A 17,458-nucleotide genomic window follows, 5' to 3' on the forward strand; every position below is an offset into this window, starting at 1 on the left:
TCTGCCGCAGCCACATCAAGCGCAGCGGCTTCAGCCGGCCCGCTGACTTCAGCGACAGCCCTGACTTCAACTCCCCTTCGCCCACCCATTCACTCCTCTGGATCGGGACATCATACTTAGGAGACCATTTGCCGAAAGGCGAATGGTTTTGTCGACCAGCTTGGCGTGAACACGCATTTCGCAAATCACGCCTGACAATATAGCCTTTTTCAAATCCCTCGGAGACCAAGACGATGTCACGCACTGGAGTCATCACATTCAAAGGCAACCCCATGTCGCTCGAAGGCGACGACGTCGCTGTTGGATCGGCCGCACCTGATTTTGCTCTGCACTACGCCGACGCCGGAATCCAAACGCTGACGCTGGCGGACCTGAAAGGCAAACCCAGCATTATCAGCATCGTCCCCAGCTTGGACACGCCCACCTGTGCCGTCCAAACCAAACGGTTCAACCAAGACTTGGCTTCCCTGGGAGACAAGATCAACTCTGTTACCGTCAGCCGAGATTTGCCGTTTGCCCAGGCTCGCTTCTGCGGTGCGGAAGACATCAAAATGCGAACAGCTAGCGACTACCAAACGCATGCTTTCGGAACCGACTACGGCGTCACGATCGAAGAACTCAAACTGTTGACGCGTGCCGTGTTCGTGCTCGATGGCGAAGGCAAGGTCGCTTACAAAGAGATCGTCGCCGAAGTCACCGAGGAACCTGACTACGACGCGGCCATGGCCGCCCTGCGAATGCTTGTTTAAACGTCTGTTCGAATCGTTTCGTTCCCGCACACGATTGCGGGAACGAACGAGATCGGTTGGGTGACCATGACCAACTCTCCGGCTTCGGATCCAAACATCGTCGTCGCGGCTCTTTATCGATTTGTCGCGTTGGATGATTTTGTGTCGCTGCAGCAACCGATTTTGGATGCCATGCAGCAACATCTAGTTTTTGGAACACTACTGCTTGCCCACGAAGGCATCAACGGCACGATTGCCGGTAGTCGCCAAGGCATCAACGATCTGTTGGCCCACCTTCGTCGCGACCATCGCCTGCGCGAACTGGAAGTCAAAGAGTCGTATTGCGCTGAAATGCCGTTTAAGCGAACCCGGGTTCGTTTGAAAAAAGAAATCGTCACGATGGGTGTCCAAGACATCGATCCCAATCGATCGGTGGGCACTTATGTCGACCCACAGCAATGGAACGAATTGATTTCCGATCCTGACGTCACTTTGATCGACACCCGAAACGACTACGAGGTCGCGATCGGAACTTTCAAAGGCGCTGAGAATCCTGACACGCACACGTTTCGCGAATTCCCCGATTACGTCGATCAGAATCTTGATCCGGGCAAGAACAAAAAAATTGCGATGTTCTGCACGGGAGGCATTCGCTGCGAAAAATCCACGGCACTGCTAAAACAAAAGGGATTTGAAGAGGTCTATCATCTTCGTGGTGGAATCCTGAAGTATCTGGAACAAGTGCCCGCAGACGAGTCGCTCTGGGATGGGGACTGTTTCGTATTTGACCAACGCGTCGCCGTCGGACATGGCTTGACCGAATCCGAGCATGTGATGTGCTTTGCGTGCGGATGGCCGGTCACGACCGAACAGCAACAGCACGCGGATTTTGTCGCTGGAGTCCAGTGCCCGGGTTGTGCCGGACGTCTGACTCAGGAGCAAAAAGATCGCTTCGCCGAGCGGCAACGCCAGATCCAGCAGGCTCGTAACGAGCAAAACCGCTGCACCGACGACGTCTAATTTTCCTGCCCAATGTCGCTCAATCGCATCTAAATCCCTGTCCAAGGCAGATTTGCCCGCGGTCGAACGGACGTGGGGCGTCTCCGCCCCGACCGATTCGATTGGTACCCTGTCGGCAGACGGCCTCTTTTTGTTAGAATAGGAGCCTTACGAGACGCTCTTTTTCTGCGATTTGAAGTACATAGGAAGCTCCCAAATATGGTTGCCAAGAAAGCTGCTGTTGATCCGATCGATTTCAAGATTTCCCCTGAAGACCAGGACGAGGACGGTTTCGTCAGCCTGTGGAATATCTCATCGAGCACTTGCAACGGTGACCTGGAAAAGACACGCGCACTCGCCGCGAAATTGCTGAACTTTTTGTGCAAACGCGAGTGTGATTTCGTCGTCATTAGCCCAGCTGATGCGAGTTTCTTGGACGAAAAATTCGAGTCCGAAAACAAGCTTCTCTATGATTGGAAACCTGAGAGCGAGCACGTTGATATTTTGTCTCAGCACGCAGAAGTTCCGGCCAAAGCGTTCATGTCGTTTTTGACAACGCACAAGTTCAGCCCATCGACCAAATACAATCCACGACGTGCTGACCGCGTGGAGTGGTTCAACGAAAAGTGGTGCGTCGGTTAGTAAACCGCACGACTTCACGCAAAACTCCGCTAGAGCGTCTCAGGCGGATTGACCGTGACGACGATTGAGCAAAGCTCCGCCGATTCGGCAAATCTCTGATCGCTCACTCGGAGCGATCGATTGGCCACGGATACTGTGGCTACTCGGATGCGTGTCTACGTTGGTTCCGTACCTACGTTGGTCCCTGGCGATTCGCGCACTGCCACAACTTCGCGCATAGCCACAGCCACGCATTCCGCTAGCGATACTGTTCGTGGCAAGCGTCACAGCTTTGTGTGATGGCCCCGACGCCCTTGCGAACTGCGTCGGCATCTCCTCGCTCCAAAGCTCCCACCACTGCCTTGGACGCCTCTGTCATCTGCTTGCTGAGCGCAGCGTAGTCGTCATCGTCAAAATCATCCATTCCTTCTTTGACAAGCACGGTACCAAGAACGGCCAACAACTCTGCTTCGCGGCGAACTTGGTCAGACTTGGACTTCACCGAAGCCGCATCATTGGTGGCATCCTGCAACGAATCGACTAGCTGCTGAGCGTATTCCATCATCGGACTGCGATCGACAATCATCGACCAATCGTTTTGGTCTTCGCCGTCGCGGTTACTCAGGCCGCTTCCCGCGACCAAGTCTTGCAAATCGGCTTTGCGAAGTTTCGCTTCGTTGTAAACCTGCGTCGAACCGGCTTTGCAATTAAACGCTGATCGTGCAAGCAGGTCACGAGCGGCTGCCGCCTGGTCCTTCCAACGCACATCGGCCGGATGTTCTTTGATGATGGCAAACATCACCGCCAAAATCGACAGATCCAATCGAGCGTCTTGGTAGCCGCCCCCTTTAAATGCACCGGGCGTCGTAACCACACCGTCGTAGTGCAACTTCACACGTTTCACTTCGTCTTCGATCGATGGCGGCGAAATCAAATCGCCCCATCCACCACCCGCTTTCGCAGAACCAGCAGCCATCGGCGCGGTCTTGCTGTCCGTTGCAGCAGCAACCGAAGATTTCCGCAACGCGGAAAGTGTGGGGCGTTCGCCGATGATGGCGTCCGAGAGCGAAGGAAAAAACGTCCGACTGGTCTCCGATTCCGAAAACTTTGGCGGTGCTAATCGGCGTTCGTCGGCCCCCACATACGCAATGCTTCCCAGCACCGCGGCCACCACGGCAGTCGTCCAGCTACGAAAGTGTCGACGTGACAATCGAATTTCTGATTTCATTTTCCGCTTCGTCCAATCGATAGTAAGCCAATCGCGATCCGCCGATTGTAGCATCAACACCGCAAAACCAGTTATGACAAAACACAACATTGTGAACGCTTGAGCAGTCTCCGCTGGCGGCAACGCCAGTGGAAAAAAATAGTTCAACGTGTGATACACGCGGGCCGCATAAAATAGTCAGACGCTTCGGATCCCCAACCAAGATCATTCGTGAACCACCAGGAAGGCAATGACGATGACTCAACCGACTCCGCCAAGCACTGCTAACCTCTCGATCGCACAGTACCTGATCCAACGTCTGAGCGACTATGGCATCGAAGACATTTTTGGGATCCCGGGCGACTATATCCTTTCGTTTTACAGCGAACTGGAAAAAAGTAAAATCAACATGGTCGGCTGCACACGCGAAGACTGCGCGGGCTTTGCGGCCGACGCCTACGCGCGGATTCGCGGCATGGGTGCGTTGTGCGTCACTTACTGCGTAGGGGGATTGAGCGTCTGCAATTCAATCGCAGGAGCGTACGCCGAAAAATCTCCAGTCGTGGTGTTAACAGGTTCCCCGGGGCTGAAAGAACGTGCCCACGGCGCGTTGCTACACCACATGGTCCGCGATTTCAAAACACAGTACGACGTGTTTGAAAAGTTCACGATTGCGGGCACCGAGCTTTCGGATCCGTTGACCGCGTTTTCCGAGATCGATCGCGTCCTGGATGCCTGCGACCGATACAAACGACCTGTCTACATTGAACTTCCCCGAGACATGGTTCACGTGGTACCCAAAATCGCCCACGGGTACAGCGGTGCAGTCCATCAAAACGATCCCGCAGCAACCGCCGAAGCGATCAAGGAAACTTCGCTGCGTTTGGCGGACGCAAAGAAGCCCATCATCGTCGCTGGAGTCGAACTGCATCGTTTTCGACTGCAAGATGAACTGCTTGCTTTTGCCGAGGCCGCCAACCTGCCCATCGCGACGACGATGCTGGGAAAATCCGTCGTGTCCGAACGCCATCCGAATTTCGTCGGCTTGTACGAAGGAGCGTTGGGCGATCAAGAAGTCACTCGATTCGTCGAAGAAAGCGATCTAATTCTTTTGCTAGGGGCCTTCCTGAGCGATATCAATCTGGGCATCTACACCGCCGATTTGGATCCCACCAAATGTGTCTACGCGACCAGTGAAAACCTACGCGTTTCGCACCATCACTATCAAAACGTGGAGCTAAAAGAATTCATTGTTGGTCTTAACACGACGAACGTGAAAGCTTCCACGCGCGAAATCCCCGAATCCATTCGATCGGGACGTGTCCGAACGCCATCGTCCCCGCCGACCGATGATGGACCGCTTCGAACCAGTTGGATGATTCGTCGGCTGAACGACCGCATCGATGGTGACACGATTGTGATTGCCGACGTGGGTGATTCGCTATTCGCCGCCACGGAGTTGACGATTCATGATCGAGGCGAGTTCCTTAGCCCGGCCTATTACACTTCGATGGGTTTCAGCGTGCCGGCCGCGCTGGGCGCTGCGACCGCAAGGAGCGATCATCGCGTTGTGGTGATTGTCGGCGATGGAGCCTTTCAAATGACCGGGCAAGAACTGAGCACGCTGATTCGCTACGGGCACAATCCGATCGTAATCGTACTGGACAACCATGGCTACGGAACCGAACGCTACTTGCACGAAGGCGAATGGAAGTACAACGAGATCCACCCTTGGCGCTACGGCGAACTGATGAAAGTCTACGGTCGCGGGATCAGCCATGAAGTGACGACCGAAACTCAATTCGACAACGCTTTGCAGGCCGCGTGGGACACGCCTGACCAGCCGCACTTGATTCACGCAACGCTCCAAGAAAACGATGCCAGCGAAACGTTGCGAAAATTGGCCAAACGTATGAGCAAAACAGTGTGATGCTCCCCCAACACGACGGCTACTTTCGCCTCTTGCGGCGGCTAACCGCTTCGGGATACGACGCCAATATCGCTTTCAATTCGTCCACGACCTCTGGCTTCTCAGCGGCATGGTTCTTCGTTTCCAACGGATCCGCTTCGTAATCGTAGAGTTCATACTGGGCGGTTTGATCATCGGCTCCAGGAGTCTTCCACTGCACCAATCGATATCTTTGCGTTCGGATCGCCCGCCCCAGTTTCTTTTTAGGGTAGGCATGAAAGGCATGCCCCCGGACACGTGCTTTCCCGTCTTTCAGAACTGGAACCAGACTCACGCCATCAATCGATTGCGGCACCTTGGGGACAGGCAAGCCAGCCAATTCGGCCAACGTTGGAAAGATGTCAACCGATTCGGCCGGCTGACTTGTCGCAGTTGTTGACCGGGTGACGCCAGGAGCGACAAAGCAAATGGGAATGCGGTTGGCCTGTTCGTAGTTCGTATGCTTGGTCCAAATCCCCAAATCGCCCAAGTGAAATCCATGGTCGCCCCACAGGACGATGATCGTGTTGTCGGCCAACCCCAATTCTTCAAGCGAATCAACGACTTTACCGATCTGTGCATCGACAAAACTGGTGCTCGCGTAATAGCCATGAATCAATTGCCGTGCGAGTTCATCGCTAATTTTTCCTTGCGCAGGAACCGGTTTGTAGGCCGCGATTTCGCCGCCTTTTTTTCCAGCGACCGCAGGAGCTCCCTCGGGTGCTGAATTGGTCAGCGGCATCGGTAACGATGCGGGATCGTACTTGTCCCAATACTTCTTTGGTGCGCTAAACGGTAAGTGGGGACGTACAAAACCGGCCGCGATGAAGAACGGCTGATTGTCGGTCTCTATTCGTTTCTTCGCCACCGTCAGACGACGAATGGTTTCGGCAGCGACGCGGCCATCGGCATACTGATCATCGGCAACATCGGGCGATTCAAATGCCGCACCGCGTGGAAGCGATTTGATTTGGCCAAGCTTCTGGTTAGTGAAGTAGGCTTCTTCACGCGTCAGTTGCCCATCGGTGCTTTCGGGAACCAAGTACTCGATGACCTTGTCTTTCATGTGCGGCACGCTGAAAGAATCCGGGTCGCCTTCGTTTCCGTGGCCGATGTGAAAAACTTTTCCCAACGATTCAGTGCGGTAGCCGTGTTTGGCAAAATACTGAGGCATCGTCACGGCATCGGGCACCAACTCTCTCAGCTGACTGCCCAGCCCATAGAGTCCCGTCGAAGTCGAATGAGACCCAAGCATCAATGTGAACCGCGACGGAGCACAAACCGCTTGATTGCAGTAGGCTCGATCAAACCGCATCCCACGAGCGACCAGTTCATCCAGATGAGGCGTCTGGGCGGTCGCGTCGCCGTAGCAGCCCATCGCGGGTTTGAGATCATCAACCAATATCAACAGAACATTCGGCTTCTGTTGGGCGGAAAGTGACGCAGCAAAAGACAAGGTCAGCAACAAACAACACGATCGCATTGATCTCTCCGAATGACAGGAAGCCTAAAACCATAGAGCATGAGCGTAGTGCAACGACAACGCGATGCAATGCACGATAACGTCAACGGATTGAGTGTCTTTGCCAACGATCTCACCGTGAACGCTTACTCGATGTAGTCGCTGACATAGATCGTGAATCCAACTTTGACTGACAAACGAATATTGCCGAACCCAATTTTCCGCAAAGCCTTGATCGCGTTGACTTGGACAGGCGAATCTTTCATCACGCCCGCAAGCTCATTGGCTTTGGCCGGATTATCACGCGGACCGCCCAGCGTCAGGCTTAACCGCAGTGATTTCCCCGCAACATCGACGCCCTTGACTGCAGCTTGGATCTTTTGCAACGTCCCATCCGAGATTAGCTGCTTGGGCTTCAAAGGCCGATCCGATTTTGACACGATCAAGCACTCAAAGTCGTCCGCCAGGGCGCGGCCGAGTCGTGAACCGACGAGATAGACCCCAATTTGATCGTCGCCCAAGTTGCGTTCGTCGGACTCCGCGTTGAAAGGTTCTGGCAGCGGCTGCCAAAGCGAACCGCCATACCGGCTGGAATGTTTAACACTGGCAAAACCGTTGTCTTTCGCCAGTTGGATCACGGGCAAACGCACAAAAGCCGCCAGGGTCGAATCCGAACCAAGAGCTCCATGCTCAAACGCCACAAACAAATTCGCGTGTTTATTCCCACGTCGGTCGGACGCTGCCTTGAATGCTATGCCTAACGCATCAAAGTCGAATCGGGCGGGATCAATCTGCTTTGTGTTGACGTTCGCGTAGGCCGTGACATCGACGTGTGCATACGTATCGGATTTGCTGGATCCGATCAGTTCGCGTTGCAAATCCGTTTCGATTGGTTGAACATAAAAACTTGCAGCTTTGGCCACGTCGGTGAAGTTCCGCCTGAGTGCTGGCACGTCTAGACCGGACGGAAAATCGATCTGCATTCGTTTCTTGTCAATGTCTGCATTTGCGATCCACTTTTCGCATCGAAGATCGGATCGACGAAGCGTCGCGCCAACGTCCGCTCCGTGACCCGCAACGCCGAAGGTCTGGACCCAAGCAATTTGCGGAAACCAGAACCCGTCTTCATTTTTGGAGAGCTTAAAACTATCGATGCTGTAAACAACTTTCCATTCGGATTGCGGTGTTGAACGCATTAAATTGCGACGACGTACAACGGCAAACCCACGTTCCGGATCGATCCAGTACTGACTCTTGAACGTATCAACGTTGGCATCCGTCACCGATTCAACAACCGTCACTTGGTGGCCGTCCCAACTTTCACTGCCAACGATTTGCCCGCCCTTGGAGAGATGTTCACTAATCGGTTGCCCTTGGTGCTGCGTCGTCAAATCAAACGGCGACACCGCGTATCGCATGAGTGTCAGTTCAATGTTTCCACGCAACGTGGGCTGGCCCAGCCCACGCGTTTCCTCAGTCAAAGTACGCCCTTCTTTGCCATCGAAGCAGGCGCGATGATGAAAACTGTGATCGCGGACGCTTCCATCAGGTCGATTGCGAGTAATATCTCCTTTGGCATCGTTCCAGCCATAGCCGCTGGCATTAACCTGCCACTGCTCGGCAAATGTTTGTCGAGCGCCGTTTTTCGCAAAGTCACCAAAGAAGTTTTGCACGCCTTTGCAACGATAGGTGACGCCCAACGTTTGCAGGTCAGATTCGTTTTTCTGCAGACCAGCAATGACGTCGCTGAGTGTGATCGATTCAAGCGGCGATTCTGCTTTCGCAGACACGCTGACGACCACAAACAGGCACAGCAAGATCGGGCGAACGAAAAACATTTGGCGGACTCACAACAGGAGAGGAACAGATCCGGCTCCAGTGTATCTACTTCACACAAGCTCGTTGCCACTGCATCTGATGATGCAGGTGGTGCTTACTGAATCACAGCCGCAAGACTTGGGTCGGCTTGCCAAAGGTACAGAAACGTTGGCATCGCGCTCCGGTCCAGTCCCGGAATATTGATAGGCAGCAGTGACATGCCAAGCGGATCGTTGGGGCTGACATCGAGCGTGGTGTACGCACGGTCGTTGTCGCGGCGAAGCATAACGACGGGGCCATCTGGTGCGGCCCCGCAGAGTTCCCTTGCCCGATCGATCGCTTCATCGAGGTAGCCAACCTGATCGACCAAGTTCAGCTGCTGTGCCTGAACACCTGTAAACACACTGCCGTCAAACACTTCGACTTCGGTTTGGATATCGCCGCGGGCAAGCTTGACTTGATCGATGAAACGCTTTTGAAACGAATCGGCGATGTTCTGCAGCATCTCGCGTTCGTCCTCTTCGACGACACGCTCGGGAGATCCGGCGTCAATTTTGTCGCCGGCCTTGATATGTTGGGCCGTAATATTGAATTGGCCCATCGTGTTTTCCATATCGTAAACATTCAGGATGACGCCGATTCCACCGACAACGGAGGTTGGATGCGAAATGATCGTGTCGGCATGGGTTGCCAAGTAGTAGCCGCCGCCCGTCCCCGTTCCCATTAAACATGCGACGACTGGCAGATTGCGTTTACGTTTTAGCTGCGTCACTTCATGTGCCATCAAATCCGAAGCGTTCACTCCGCCACCGGGCGAATTGATCCGCAACACAACCGCACCAACGCTGGCATCAGCGGCAATCGCGTTGATCTTTTCGCGAAACAAGGCAACGGGATTTTCGCCCATCGAACCAAGTCCGGAGATATTTTGATTCAGCAACAAACCATCCACATCGACAACGGCGACTTTCTGGCCCGCATTTGGATGCCCCGTGACTAGAACGGAGGCCAATCGCGAAGCGGTGTTGTCAGTCTTCATACTCATCGACATGTCGCCGCTCATGTCCATGTCACCGTTCATGTTCATGTCGCCGTTCATGCGCATATCGCCATTCATGGTCATGCCGCCACGCATCAAGAACGGCTTGTGCTGACAGCCGACAGACAGCAACAGCACGACGATGAGCGGCAGAAAACGCATGGGACAACGTCAGCATTGGGGACGGAACTTCACTTTTCAATCATCGACCCGCAAGCTGAAAGCCGGCCAGTCGCGATGCATTGCCTAGAAAACCTCTGCTGCTTCGCCTGGGCTTCGTCGCTTGCCTATCTTGGATTCGGTGCAAATTTGTTAAAGTCTTTGTGCTGTTTAGGATCTGCGATGTCGTTCGCAAGGCAGCGCTGCCCCGTCGCGATCGCATTCAGTTACGTTGCCATGACAAGAAACGTCCCGCGAACGGACCATCGAAACAGGACTTCAGAAAGACGCCCATGCGTTTCATTTCGCTAATATTCAAGAACCTCACTCGTCGACCTTTTCGCACCACGTTGACGTTGCTGGCATTTGCCACCGCCATCGCGGCGGTCGTTTCGCTGCTAGGAATCGCCAAAGGATTTACCAAGTCGTTTGCCGATGTGTACCAATCACACAGCGTCGACGTAGTCGTTTCGCGAGCAGGCACCGCCGACCGACTGAGCAGCAGTGTGGACGAATCGTTTGTCCAGCAGATTGCTGCCGTGCCCGGTGTCAGTCGTTCGGCAGGCGTGTTGCTGGAAACCATGTCGTTGGAAGAACAAGAAATCTACGGCGTCCCGTCGATGGGCATCGCTGACGGATCGTGGCTCTTGGATGACTACCGGTTGGAAGACCAGGTTACTGTCGAATCGCCCGACAGAAAACGTGTGCTGCTAGGTGCAAACTTGGCCAATCGTGTTGGAGTAAAGCCAGGCGAAGATGTGATGATTTTTGAAGATCCTTATTTGGTCTCAGGAATTTTCAACAGCCAAAGCACTTGGGAAAATGGATCGATGATCTTTCCTTTGTCGCAATTACAGCAACTAGCAGACCGCGACGGACAAGTCACTTATATCAACGTCGTCTTAGATAAATCCTTCGCCGCAACCAAGGCAGCGCAGACAGTCGAGCAGATTGGAGCCTTGGATTCAAAGCTAAACGCTCTGACGACGACTGACTTTGTCGAAACAGACACCCGTATGCAACTCGCCACGGCGATGGCTTGGATGACGTCCATGATCGCTTTGGTCCTAGGAGCGTTCGGGACTCTCAACACGATGATGACCAGCGTGCTGGAACGGACTCGTGAGATCGGGATCCTGCGAGCGATGGGTTGGCCGCGAAAACGCGTGGTCAAAATGATTTTGATGGAATCAATCTTGCTGGCGATCATTGCCAGCGTGATCGGCAGCCTAATGGCGATTGCGATGACATCGCTACTGGCTCGGTCCGCAGCAACTCAAGGCATCTTGACGCCCGCGATTGATGGCCCCGTTTTAATGCAGGGCGCCATTATCGGCTTGGTGATCGGAGTGCTCGGTGCGTTGATACCAGCGTGGCGAGCTTCCAAGCTGTTGCCGACCGAAGCGTTTCGCGAATCATGATCGCCGACTTCGCGATAAATCCATCGCTTGGCTGCAGGGTTGCATGCTGGGATCGGTGAATCAATAAAAAAACTGCGGCCGATTGAGATCGACCGCAGCTTTACGTTTGGTTGGCTGTCAACGATGAGTTCGTTTACCGAAACTGCTGCCCCGAAGGCTGAGTTCGGTTTTGGCCTCTCTGGCCTCGTGCGACCGCAGGTTGGCGATCGTCATACACCATTGTGCTTTCTTCTTTGGTAACAGGTTGGCTGGATTGGTCGCTGACCACCATGGCCTGGATTTTATGTCGGCCATCCTTGATACCACGTGCTTTGATGCGGTAGACCAATTCTGAATTGGCCCCCAAGTGAGCACGCGGACGGAATGCGACTAAACCGCGACCATCGGTCTCTGCGTCTTCGGCCCCCAAAAGCTCCAGCCCTGGTGGCAATTGAACTTTGACGGAGACGTTGCTGTCGGGGCGAGAACCTTGGTTGACCACTTTGATCTCGTAAGTCGTTTCGGTTCCCACTTCGATCGGATCAGCCGAATCGGCAACCGAGAACGTGAGTTCGGCGAGCGATTCGACATCCACGCGTTGTTCGTTTTTAGCAATGACGCCCAAATCTGCTTTGGCTTCCAATTGGATCGATCGAGCACCTTCTTGAACCGGCAACAGCGTCAATGGAACAGAATCGTTTGCACCGACCGGCAAGTTGTCCAGCTGCCAATAGACGGCGTGACGGGATGGGTCGTACTGACCAGCGTTGCCAGTGCTGACAAAAGTGAACCCGCGATCCAAGAAAGCGGTGATGCGGACGTTGGTGGCTTGCGCGGTTCCCGAGTTGGCGATATCCAAGCTATAGACCGCTTGGCGTTCCAAAAAGCGACGTCCTGGACCGACCAATGCGACTTGCAACTGCGGAGCGACGACTTGAACGTCCACGCTATGACTGGTTTCCATGCCATCGTCACCTCGCAAGAAAACCGTATTGCGAACCATCCCCGGGGCGACTGCTCGCAGGCGAAGCATCTGCCGACGAACTTCGCCGGGACGAAGTGTTCCAATTAGGTTGTCGAGTTCGCGACCACGAGGATGCTCCAGATTCTCCGGAACATCTTCCTGTAGCATGACGCCGGTGGCGTCACCTGTTCCTGGGTTGGAAACTTCGACTTCGATTTCAAGCTGCTGACCGACCAAGACGGTTGGAGGTGCTTTTTGGACGATTTTCAGTTCGGGCCGTGTGCTCATTGTCCGGACTGACGCGGCTGCCTCAAAAGTGACGCGTGCGACGCTGCCCAGTTCACCTTCTTCCACAGGAACCAACTCCATTGTCAACGTGCGTTCTTCGCCCGCTGCCAAGGAACCCAACTGCCAAACAAGCTGGCCGTTGTTGCCCGCTTGTGCTTGGGGAGTGGCTCCTTTGAACTGCATGCCGGCGGGCACTTGGTCGTGCACTTGCACATCCAATGCTTCGGCAGAACCGACATTCTGGACTTGAATCACAAACGAAGCGGGTTTCCCAACTTTGACTTCGCTTGGAGCTCGCTTATGGATGACAACACTGGGTGCTTGGACGCCTTCCAAGCGACGGTCGCCAGGCTGAGCGAGCGAGCCAGTGGATTGACCAGCCAATCGGTGAGCTGCAGGGAGCGCGGGCAAAGTAGTTTGCCCCATTCCGATCCTTGAAGATGTATCGCGGCGACCATTGTTCTGAAAATTACTGGGACGATTGTCGAACTGGCCATTTGCGTATTGGCCGCCATCGTACTGCCCCCGAGGAAGCGGCGGAGCGGAAGGCTGCGGCTGATTATCAAAACCGTTCATTTCGACGGATCGTCGTTGGCTTGGTAGCGGTTGCCCAAATCCATTGTTGGTGGGCCCATTGTTCGCGGCGAATTGGTTGGGCTGGGGGGCAGCTTGCCGTTGACGGATTTGCTGAGCTTGGATCTCTTGCTCTCGTGCAAGTTCTTCGCGAGCGAGCATGGCGTCGGCACGACGTTGCAGTTCCTGTTCTTCGCGTGCTTGTTGCTGGCGTAGTTCCTGTTCTGCCGCGAGCGCCTGTTCGCGTTGGATCGCGTCGCGTTCGGCAGCCAAGGCAGCAGCTTGATCTGCTGCGGAATTGTCGGGCATGGCAACGGCGCGAAGCATTTGGGACGCGGCCCCATTGTCATTTTGGTTCGCAGCGATGTTGTCTTGCGATTGTTCGCCGAATCCACCCATGAAATTATTGGGAGTCATGTTGGCAGGCTGAGCGGCGTCGGTTGCGATCGGCTGTGTTTCTTGATCGCTGACGCCACCACGCAAAAAGTTGGAGGGCTGTCCACTTGGCGGCATGGCATCCGCTGAATCTTGCCCCGCAGCTGGCATCGCCAAACTTTGCGACGGTGGCAGATTCAGACCGTCAGTGGCTTGCGCGTCACCTGCTGGTTCTTGCCCGGGAGCATCGCCTGGAAACGTCATCGCAGGCATTGCCATTGCGTTGGCAGTTGATTCGTTGGAAGCGTCCGAAGGCGGCGCAAACGTCGTCGGCAGTGCTAACGCATTGGCAACATCACCAGCTACGTCACCGATCGCGGCTTCGGTGTGCTGTACCAATTGAATCGCACCAGGGACGTCGGCAAACGGACTTGCCGGCGGTTTCTCGCCGTCATCGTCGGTTTGATTCCATTGCCCAAGACCAATGGGTGCGGGCGCATCACCATCGGCTTGTCGCTGAATATTGTTGAGCGGGTTCCAAGACGTTTGCAGATCGTCTTGATGGTCTTTCTGAGCTTGGGCGGCCATGATGGCTCCCAAGAGAATTGTTACCGCCCCTGCGGCGAGGCGTACGCCAAAAGGTTTCATGGGTCGCATTCCGTTCGCGAATAGTTGAGCCGATCCTTCGGCGTGCCCCGTCGTTACCAAATTTTGCAGCGTGCCTGGAAGAGCAAACGACCAAACTTGAATCAAATTGAACGTTTTCGCAAAATTGCAGTGACTTCAACCGGGAAGTCGCGGGGCTGTCTATGCAAGCAACTTTCCCCAACGCTGACCGCGTTCGCTGCTTTGGAAATTCAACTTTGCCAGTTGCTCGATCAACTCACTGCAATCCTGATCGACCGCGGTTTCGATCGTGAACACCCGGCGGTTGGCAAGCAACTGAATCACCGAACCAATCAAGAACGACTCCGCCGATTCCAGTTTTGCCCGATGGTGAATCTGTCCCAAATCAAGGATCGCCTGGGAACAATTCATCACCTGAGCATCGGGGTCACTGAGCCAAATTGACAGAGACGCCAGAACTTCGTCACTGCGATGATCAACTAGTTCGTGATGTTCGACATCTAAGTGAGCCATCGCCGAGGCATGCCGTGGATCGGCGGGAATCCACTGCTCCACTTGCATCCGTGTGCTTCGCTGCAACTGCATCCATTGGCGATCGACCGGCATTCGAAACGGGTTGGTGTTGGCCGTCATTCGGACCACATTTTGACCACCGGTATATGACTGCCGCGACAGGAGGGACGACACTCGCGTATCGTTAACACTGACGCCGATCCCGTGGCCTAAGGGCGCAAGCCCAGCGTAGCCGCTGATTTCGTCACGCAATGGACCGACGACAATCCGATCAAATCCCGATTCGGCAATCAGGGTTTCTGCAGTGCTTAAGAGTTGATCGCAGCTTTCGAGTCCTTCGGCCGTGAAGCAGATCGCGGACAGGATCGCTGTCGACGGTTGATAGACGTCCGGAGCGAAATGGCACCACCCTTGGACATGATCATCATGAACGGCGACCAACAGGTGTTGGGCGTCAAAAAAGGTCCGCGACAGCACAGATTGCTCGATGATCGCGGTGCTAACCGGCGGTGGCGGCCCTAACGCGGACCAATGCTGGACCCAGACGTCAGCCAAGGCGGGCAAGTCACCGTTTCGGAACTGGCGAATTTCGACCACAAGGTTCATCAACTTGAAGGAGTGAGCGTTTTCGTCATGATGCCACATGAAGGACCATTCCAGTAGGCGGGGCACTACGATATACCCGAATGGTCGCATCTTGGCCGACATGCGATCCCGAAGGCATCAAATCTTGACCAGCCGCCTTTTCGATCAACGCTGTTTTACCCCTCTGCCGCTTGGACCATGCAGCCTGAACCATGCCGCTCACTAAAATCTCTGCCAATCCCCCCGCTGAAATACTCCCCAGCGATCAACGTCAGCGATTGGGCGGACTGTTGTTTTTGCTATCGCTGCTGGTTTTTTTTCTCAGCAGCATCTTGCTGTACGGAATCTATGCGTACTGGCGCCGTGACGATCCGCAGCGAATGACGGCACTGCCGGCTAGTTTTATGGTCAGCACCGTTTGCTTGCTCGCAATCAGCGGACTGGTTCACTTCGCAACACGCAGTATACGACGCGAACGGCGGACGCTTACCGGCAGCTTATTGGGAGCCAGCGCCTTGTTGGCACTCATCTTTATGGCGATTCAATTTGTTGCCATGATCGAGATGCTAACCGGACGAGGGATGGACCATGGAACCGCCAAAGGGGTGGTCGGCATGGTCGTCGTTTTGGCATTCTTGCACGCACTGCACGTCTTAGGCGGAGTTTTTGCGCTCGGCCTTGTTGGGATTCGTTCCATCCAGGGACGCTATGACCATGAAAGACACTGGCCCGTGGATTTCGCCGCGCAGTATTGGCACTTTCTGGATCTGATTTGGTTGTGCATGCTCGGTACGTTTTGGATGACGACCGGGGGCTTTTGACCCACCAACCTTTCCCAACAAGACGCTCCGCAACTAGCGCAAAAAAAGCCACCCACACTGATGCAGGCGGCTTCGTTGAATTTGCACTGTCGCCGAATTGGCAACTTGCTGCGAGCGTTCTACGCTTCGGCTGGGACCGACGTCTCGACGGCGTTTTCGTCGATTAGATCCATCGGCAATGGCGAAACTTCGATGCCAGCGTCGGCCGAGATTCCGTCGATGGCCTTCTGCGATTTTTGAACGGTGCTTTCGCGAGTCTGGCCTTTGTACTGCGTTGGCGAAGCGGAAGGGCTAACCGGTCCTTCGAAGTCAATCGAAACCAAGTGCTTCATGACAGCAACGTGATCCAGTCCGCCTTCTTTTTCGGGCAAAACGCGATCGTTGGTCGTAGCGCTGGCAGCTTCGACTTCGGGTGCCAGTGACGCCATGCGAACGGCCACGATTTGGTCCGCCGTCAACGCGCTGATTTGCTCAAGCGTTCCGGCTCCCACCAACCAATCCCAGGTGTCGATCAAGAATCCGACGTTGGAATTCCCAACCCCTTTGACCAGCGCAAGGAAACCTTCGACGTTTTGAGTGAAAGCAAACTCTTTGCCCTCGCTCAATTCGGTGCCAGCGTGGAAACCAACTCCCAGACGAATGTTCTTGCTGCCTAGCACGTCAGCGATTTGGTCCAGACGTTTAAGCTGTGTGTCAAAGAACTCGTGGTACGGCAGGCGGTCAGTCGCTGCTGGAGCGTGAATGTATGCGCGGCTAACACCCAATTCGGCGGCGACTTCGGTCAACGGATGCAACGCACCAACTTGGCTGGTGAACGCGTCATCATCAGCATCCAAATCGACGTCGACAGCGAAACCGCCCACGCTCAAATTTTCGGCAGCACGCAGGTACTTTGCCGCATCATCGATGCTAGAACGTTGCGAACGACGCAGCATTTCTGACATGTCAATGTCCATGCTGCGGAACCCATAAGTGAGCGCCAACTCAATCAATTCGCTTTGTCGTCCGTTGATACGCAACGATTGAGGTGAGAAATTCTTTAGCATGTGAGTGTTTACCTATTAAAAACGAATGGCTGTAGGATGACGACGAATCGTGTATGAAACGATCACCCCACCGGGTTAATCCGCGGGGAGAGACCTTGTGTGCGGTTCTTTGCAAACAGTGGCTCGATCGACGCAGGACACCAAAGTCCCCTCGTTTGACACCAGAATCACCGTTTCTAGCAATTTGCAAGCCGCAGAGTATCGCAGAAGTTACCGTTTTGAGCCAAGGGGCTTATTCTGGCTGAAGCGGGATAAATCCGGCATCGCTCGATTCGGGGCAAATGT

At 54.5% G+C, this 17,458-nt stretch carries 13 protein-coding genes; 6 read left to right on the forward strand and 7 right to left on the reverse strand.

Going from position 1 to position 17,458, the window contains the following annotated elements; genetic code table 11:
• Positions 1-233: 233 nt before the first annotated feature.
• From tpx to K239x_RS21050, 3 genes are all read left to right on the forward strand, one after another.
• The gene (gene tpx, locus K239x_RS21040; protein WP_145420346.1) at positions 234-749 is read left to right on the forward strand and encodes a thiol peroxidase; all 516 of its coding nucleotides are present in this window, start codon (positions 234-236) and stop codon (positions 747-749) included.
• Positions 750-815: 66 nt separating this feature from the next.
• A complete protein-coding gene (trhO, locus tag K239x_RS21045) occupies positions 816-1,748 on the forward strand; it encodes an oxygen-dependent tRNA uridine(34) hydroxylase TrhO (protein WP_145420348.1) in 933 nt (310 codons plus the stop codon).
• 198 nt (positions 1,749-1,946) lie between these two features.
• Positions 1,947-2,369, forward strand: coding sequence for a hypothetical protein (locus K239x_RS21050; RefSeq protein ID WP_145420349.1), 423 nt, complete (start codon positions 1,947-1,949; stop codon positions 2,367-2,369).
• A gap of 238 nt (positions 2,370-2,607) precedes the next feature.
• On the opposite strand, the gene K239x_RS21055 is transcribed toward K239x_RS21050, so the two are convergent.
• Positions 2,608-3,576, reverse strand: a complete 969-nt coding sequence (locus tag K239x_RS21055; protein WP_145420351.1) for a cytochrome c — start codon at positions 3,574-3,576, stop codon at positions 2,608-2,610.
• A gap of 235 nt (positions 3,577-3,811) precedes the next feature.
• On the opposite strand from K239x_RS21055, the gene K239x_RS21060 reads away from it, so the two are divergent.
• Positions 3,812-5,485 carry an alpha-keto acid decarboxylase family protein gene (locus K239x_RS21060; RefSeq protein ID WP_419189230.1) on the forward strand — a complete coding sequence of 558 codons (1,674 nt, stop codon included), beginning with the start codon at positions 3,812-3,814 and terminating at the stop codon, positions 5,483-5,485.
• Between the two features lie 19 nt (positions 5,486-5,504).
• Here the strand turns inward: K239x_RS21060 and K239x_RS21065 are convergent, their stop codons facing one another.
• The 3 genes from K239x_RS21065 to K239x_RS21075 form a co-directional block, all read right to left on the reverse strand.
• Entirely contained in the window at positions 5,505-6,986 is a 1,482-nt protein-coding gene (locus K239x_RS21065) for a sulfatase (RefSeq protein WP_145420355.1), read from the reverse strand.
• A 125-nt stretch (positions 6,987-7,111) separates the two neighbouring features.
• Positions 7,112-8,803, reverse strand: a complete 1,692-nt coding sequence (locus K239x_RS21070) for a hypothetical protein (protein ID WP_145420357.1) — start codon at positions 8,801-8,803, stop codon at positions 7,112-7,114.
• Positions 8,804-8,898: 95 nt separating this feature from the next.
• The gene (locus tag K239x_RS21075; RefSeq protein ID WP_145420359.1) at positions 8,899-9,984 is read right to left on the reverse strand and encodes a S49 family peptidase; all 1,086 of its coding nucleotides are present in this window, start codon (positions 9,982-9,984) and stop codon (positions 8,899-8,901) included.
• A gap of 290 nt (positions 9,985-10,274) precedes the next feature.
• Between K239x_RS21075 and K239x_RS21080 the strand changes: the two genes are divergently transcribed.
• Positions 10,275-11,402 (forward strand): ABC transporter permease, encoded by a 1,128-nt coding sequence (locus K239x_RS21080; RefSeq protein WP_145420361.1) that lies wholly within the window; start codon positions 10,275-10,277, stop codon positions 11,400-11,402.
• A gap of 133 nt (positions 11,403-11,535) precedes the next feature.
• Here the strand turns inward: K239x_RS21080 and K239x_RS21085 are convergent, their stop codons facing one another.
• Positions 11,536-14,229: a DUF11 domain-containing protein gene (locus K239x_RS21085; RefSeq protein ID WP_419189231.1), complete on the reverse strand. Its 2,694-nt coding sequence runs from the start codon at positions 14,227-14,229 to the stop codon at positions 11,536-11,538.
• A 159-nt stretch (positions 14,230-14,388) separates the two neighbouring features.
• On the reverse strand, positions 14,389-15,393 hold the full coding sequence (locus tag K239x_RS21090) for a GNAT family N-acetyltransferase (RefSeq protein WP_145420363.1): 1,005 nt from the start codon (positions 15,391-15,393) through the stop codon (positions 14,389-14,391).
• 125 nt (positions 15,394-15,518) lie between these two features.
• On the opposite strand from K239x_RS21090, the gene K239x_RS21095 reads away from it, so the two are divergent.
• Positions 15,519-16,127 (forward strand): cytochrome c oxidase subunit 3, encoded by a 609-nt coding sequence (locus tag K239x_RS21095; RefSeq protein WP_145420365.1) that lies wholly within the window; start codon positions 15,519-15,521, stop codon positions 16,125-16,127.
• A gap of 119 nt (positions 16,128-16,246) precedes the next feature.
• On the opposite strand, the gene K239x_RS21100 is transcribed toward K239x_RS21095, so the two are convergent.
• Complete coding sequence (locus K239x_RS21100) at positions 16,247-17,173, reverse strand: TIM barrel protein (protein ID WP_145420366.1); 927 nt, start codon at positions 17,171-17,173, stop codon at positions 16,247-16,249.
• Positions 17,174-17,458: the final 285 nt, after the last annotated feature.

It is taken from the genome of Stieleria marina (assembly GCA_007741555.1).
GTDB lineage: Bacteria > Planctomycetota > Planctomycetia > Pirellulales > Pirellulaceae > K23-9.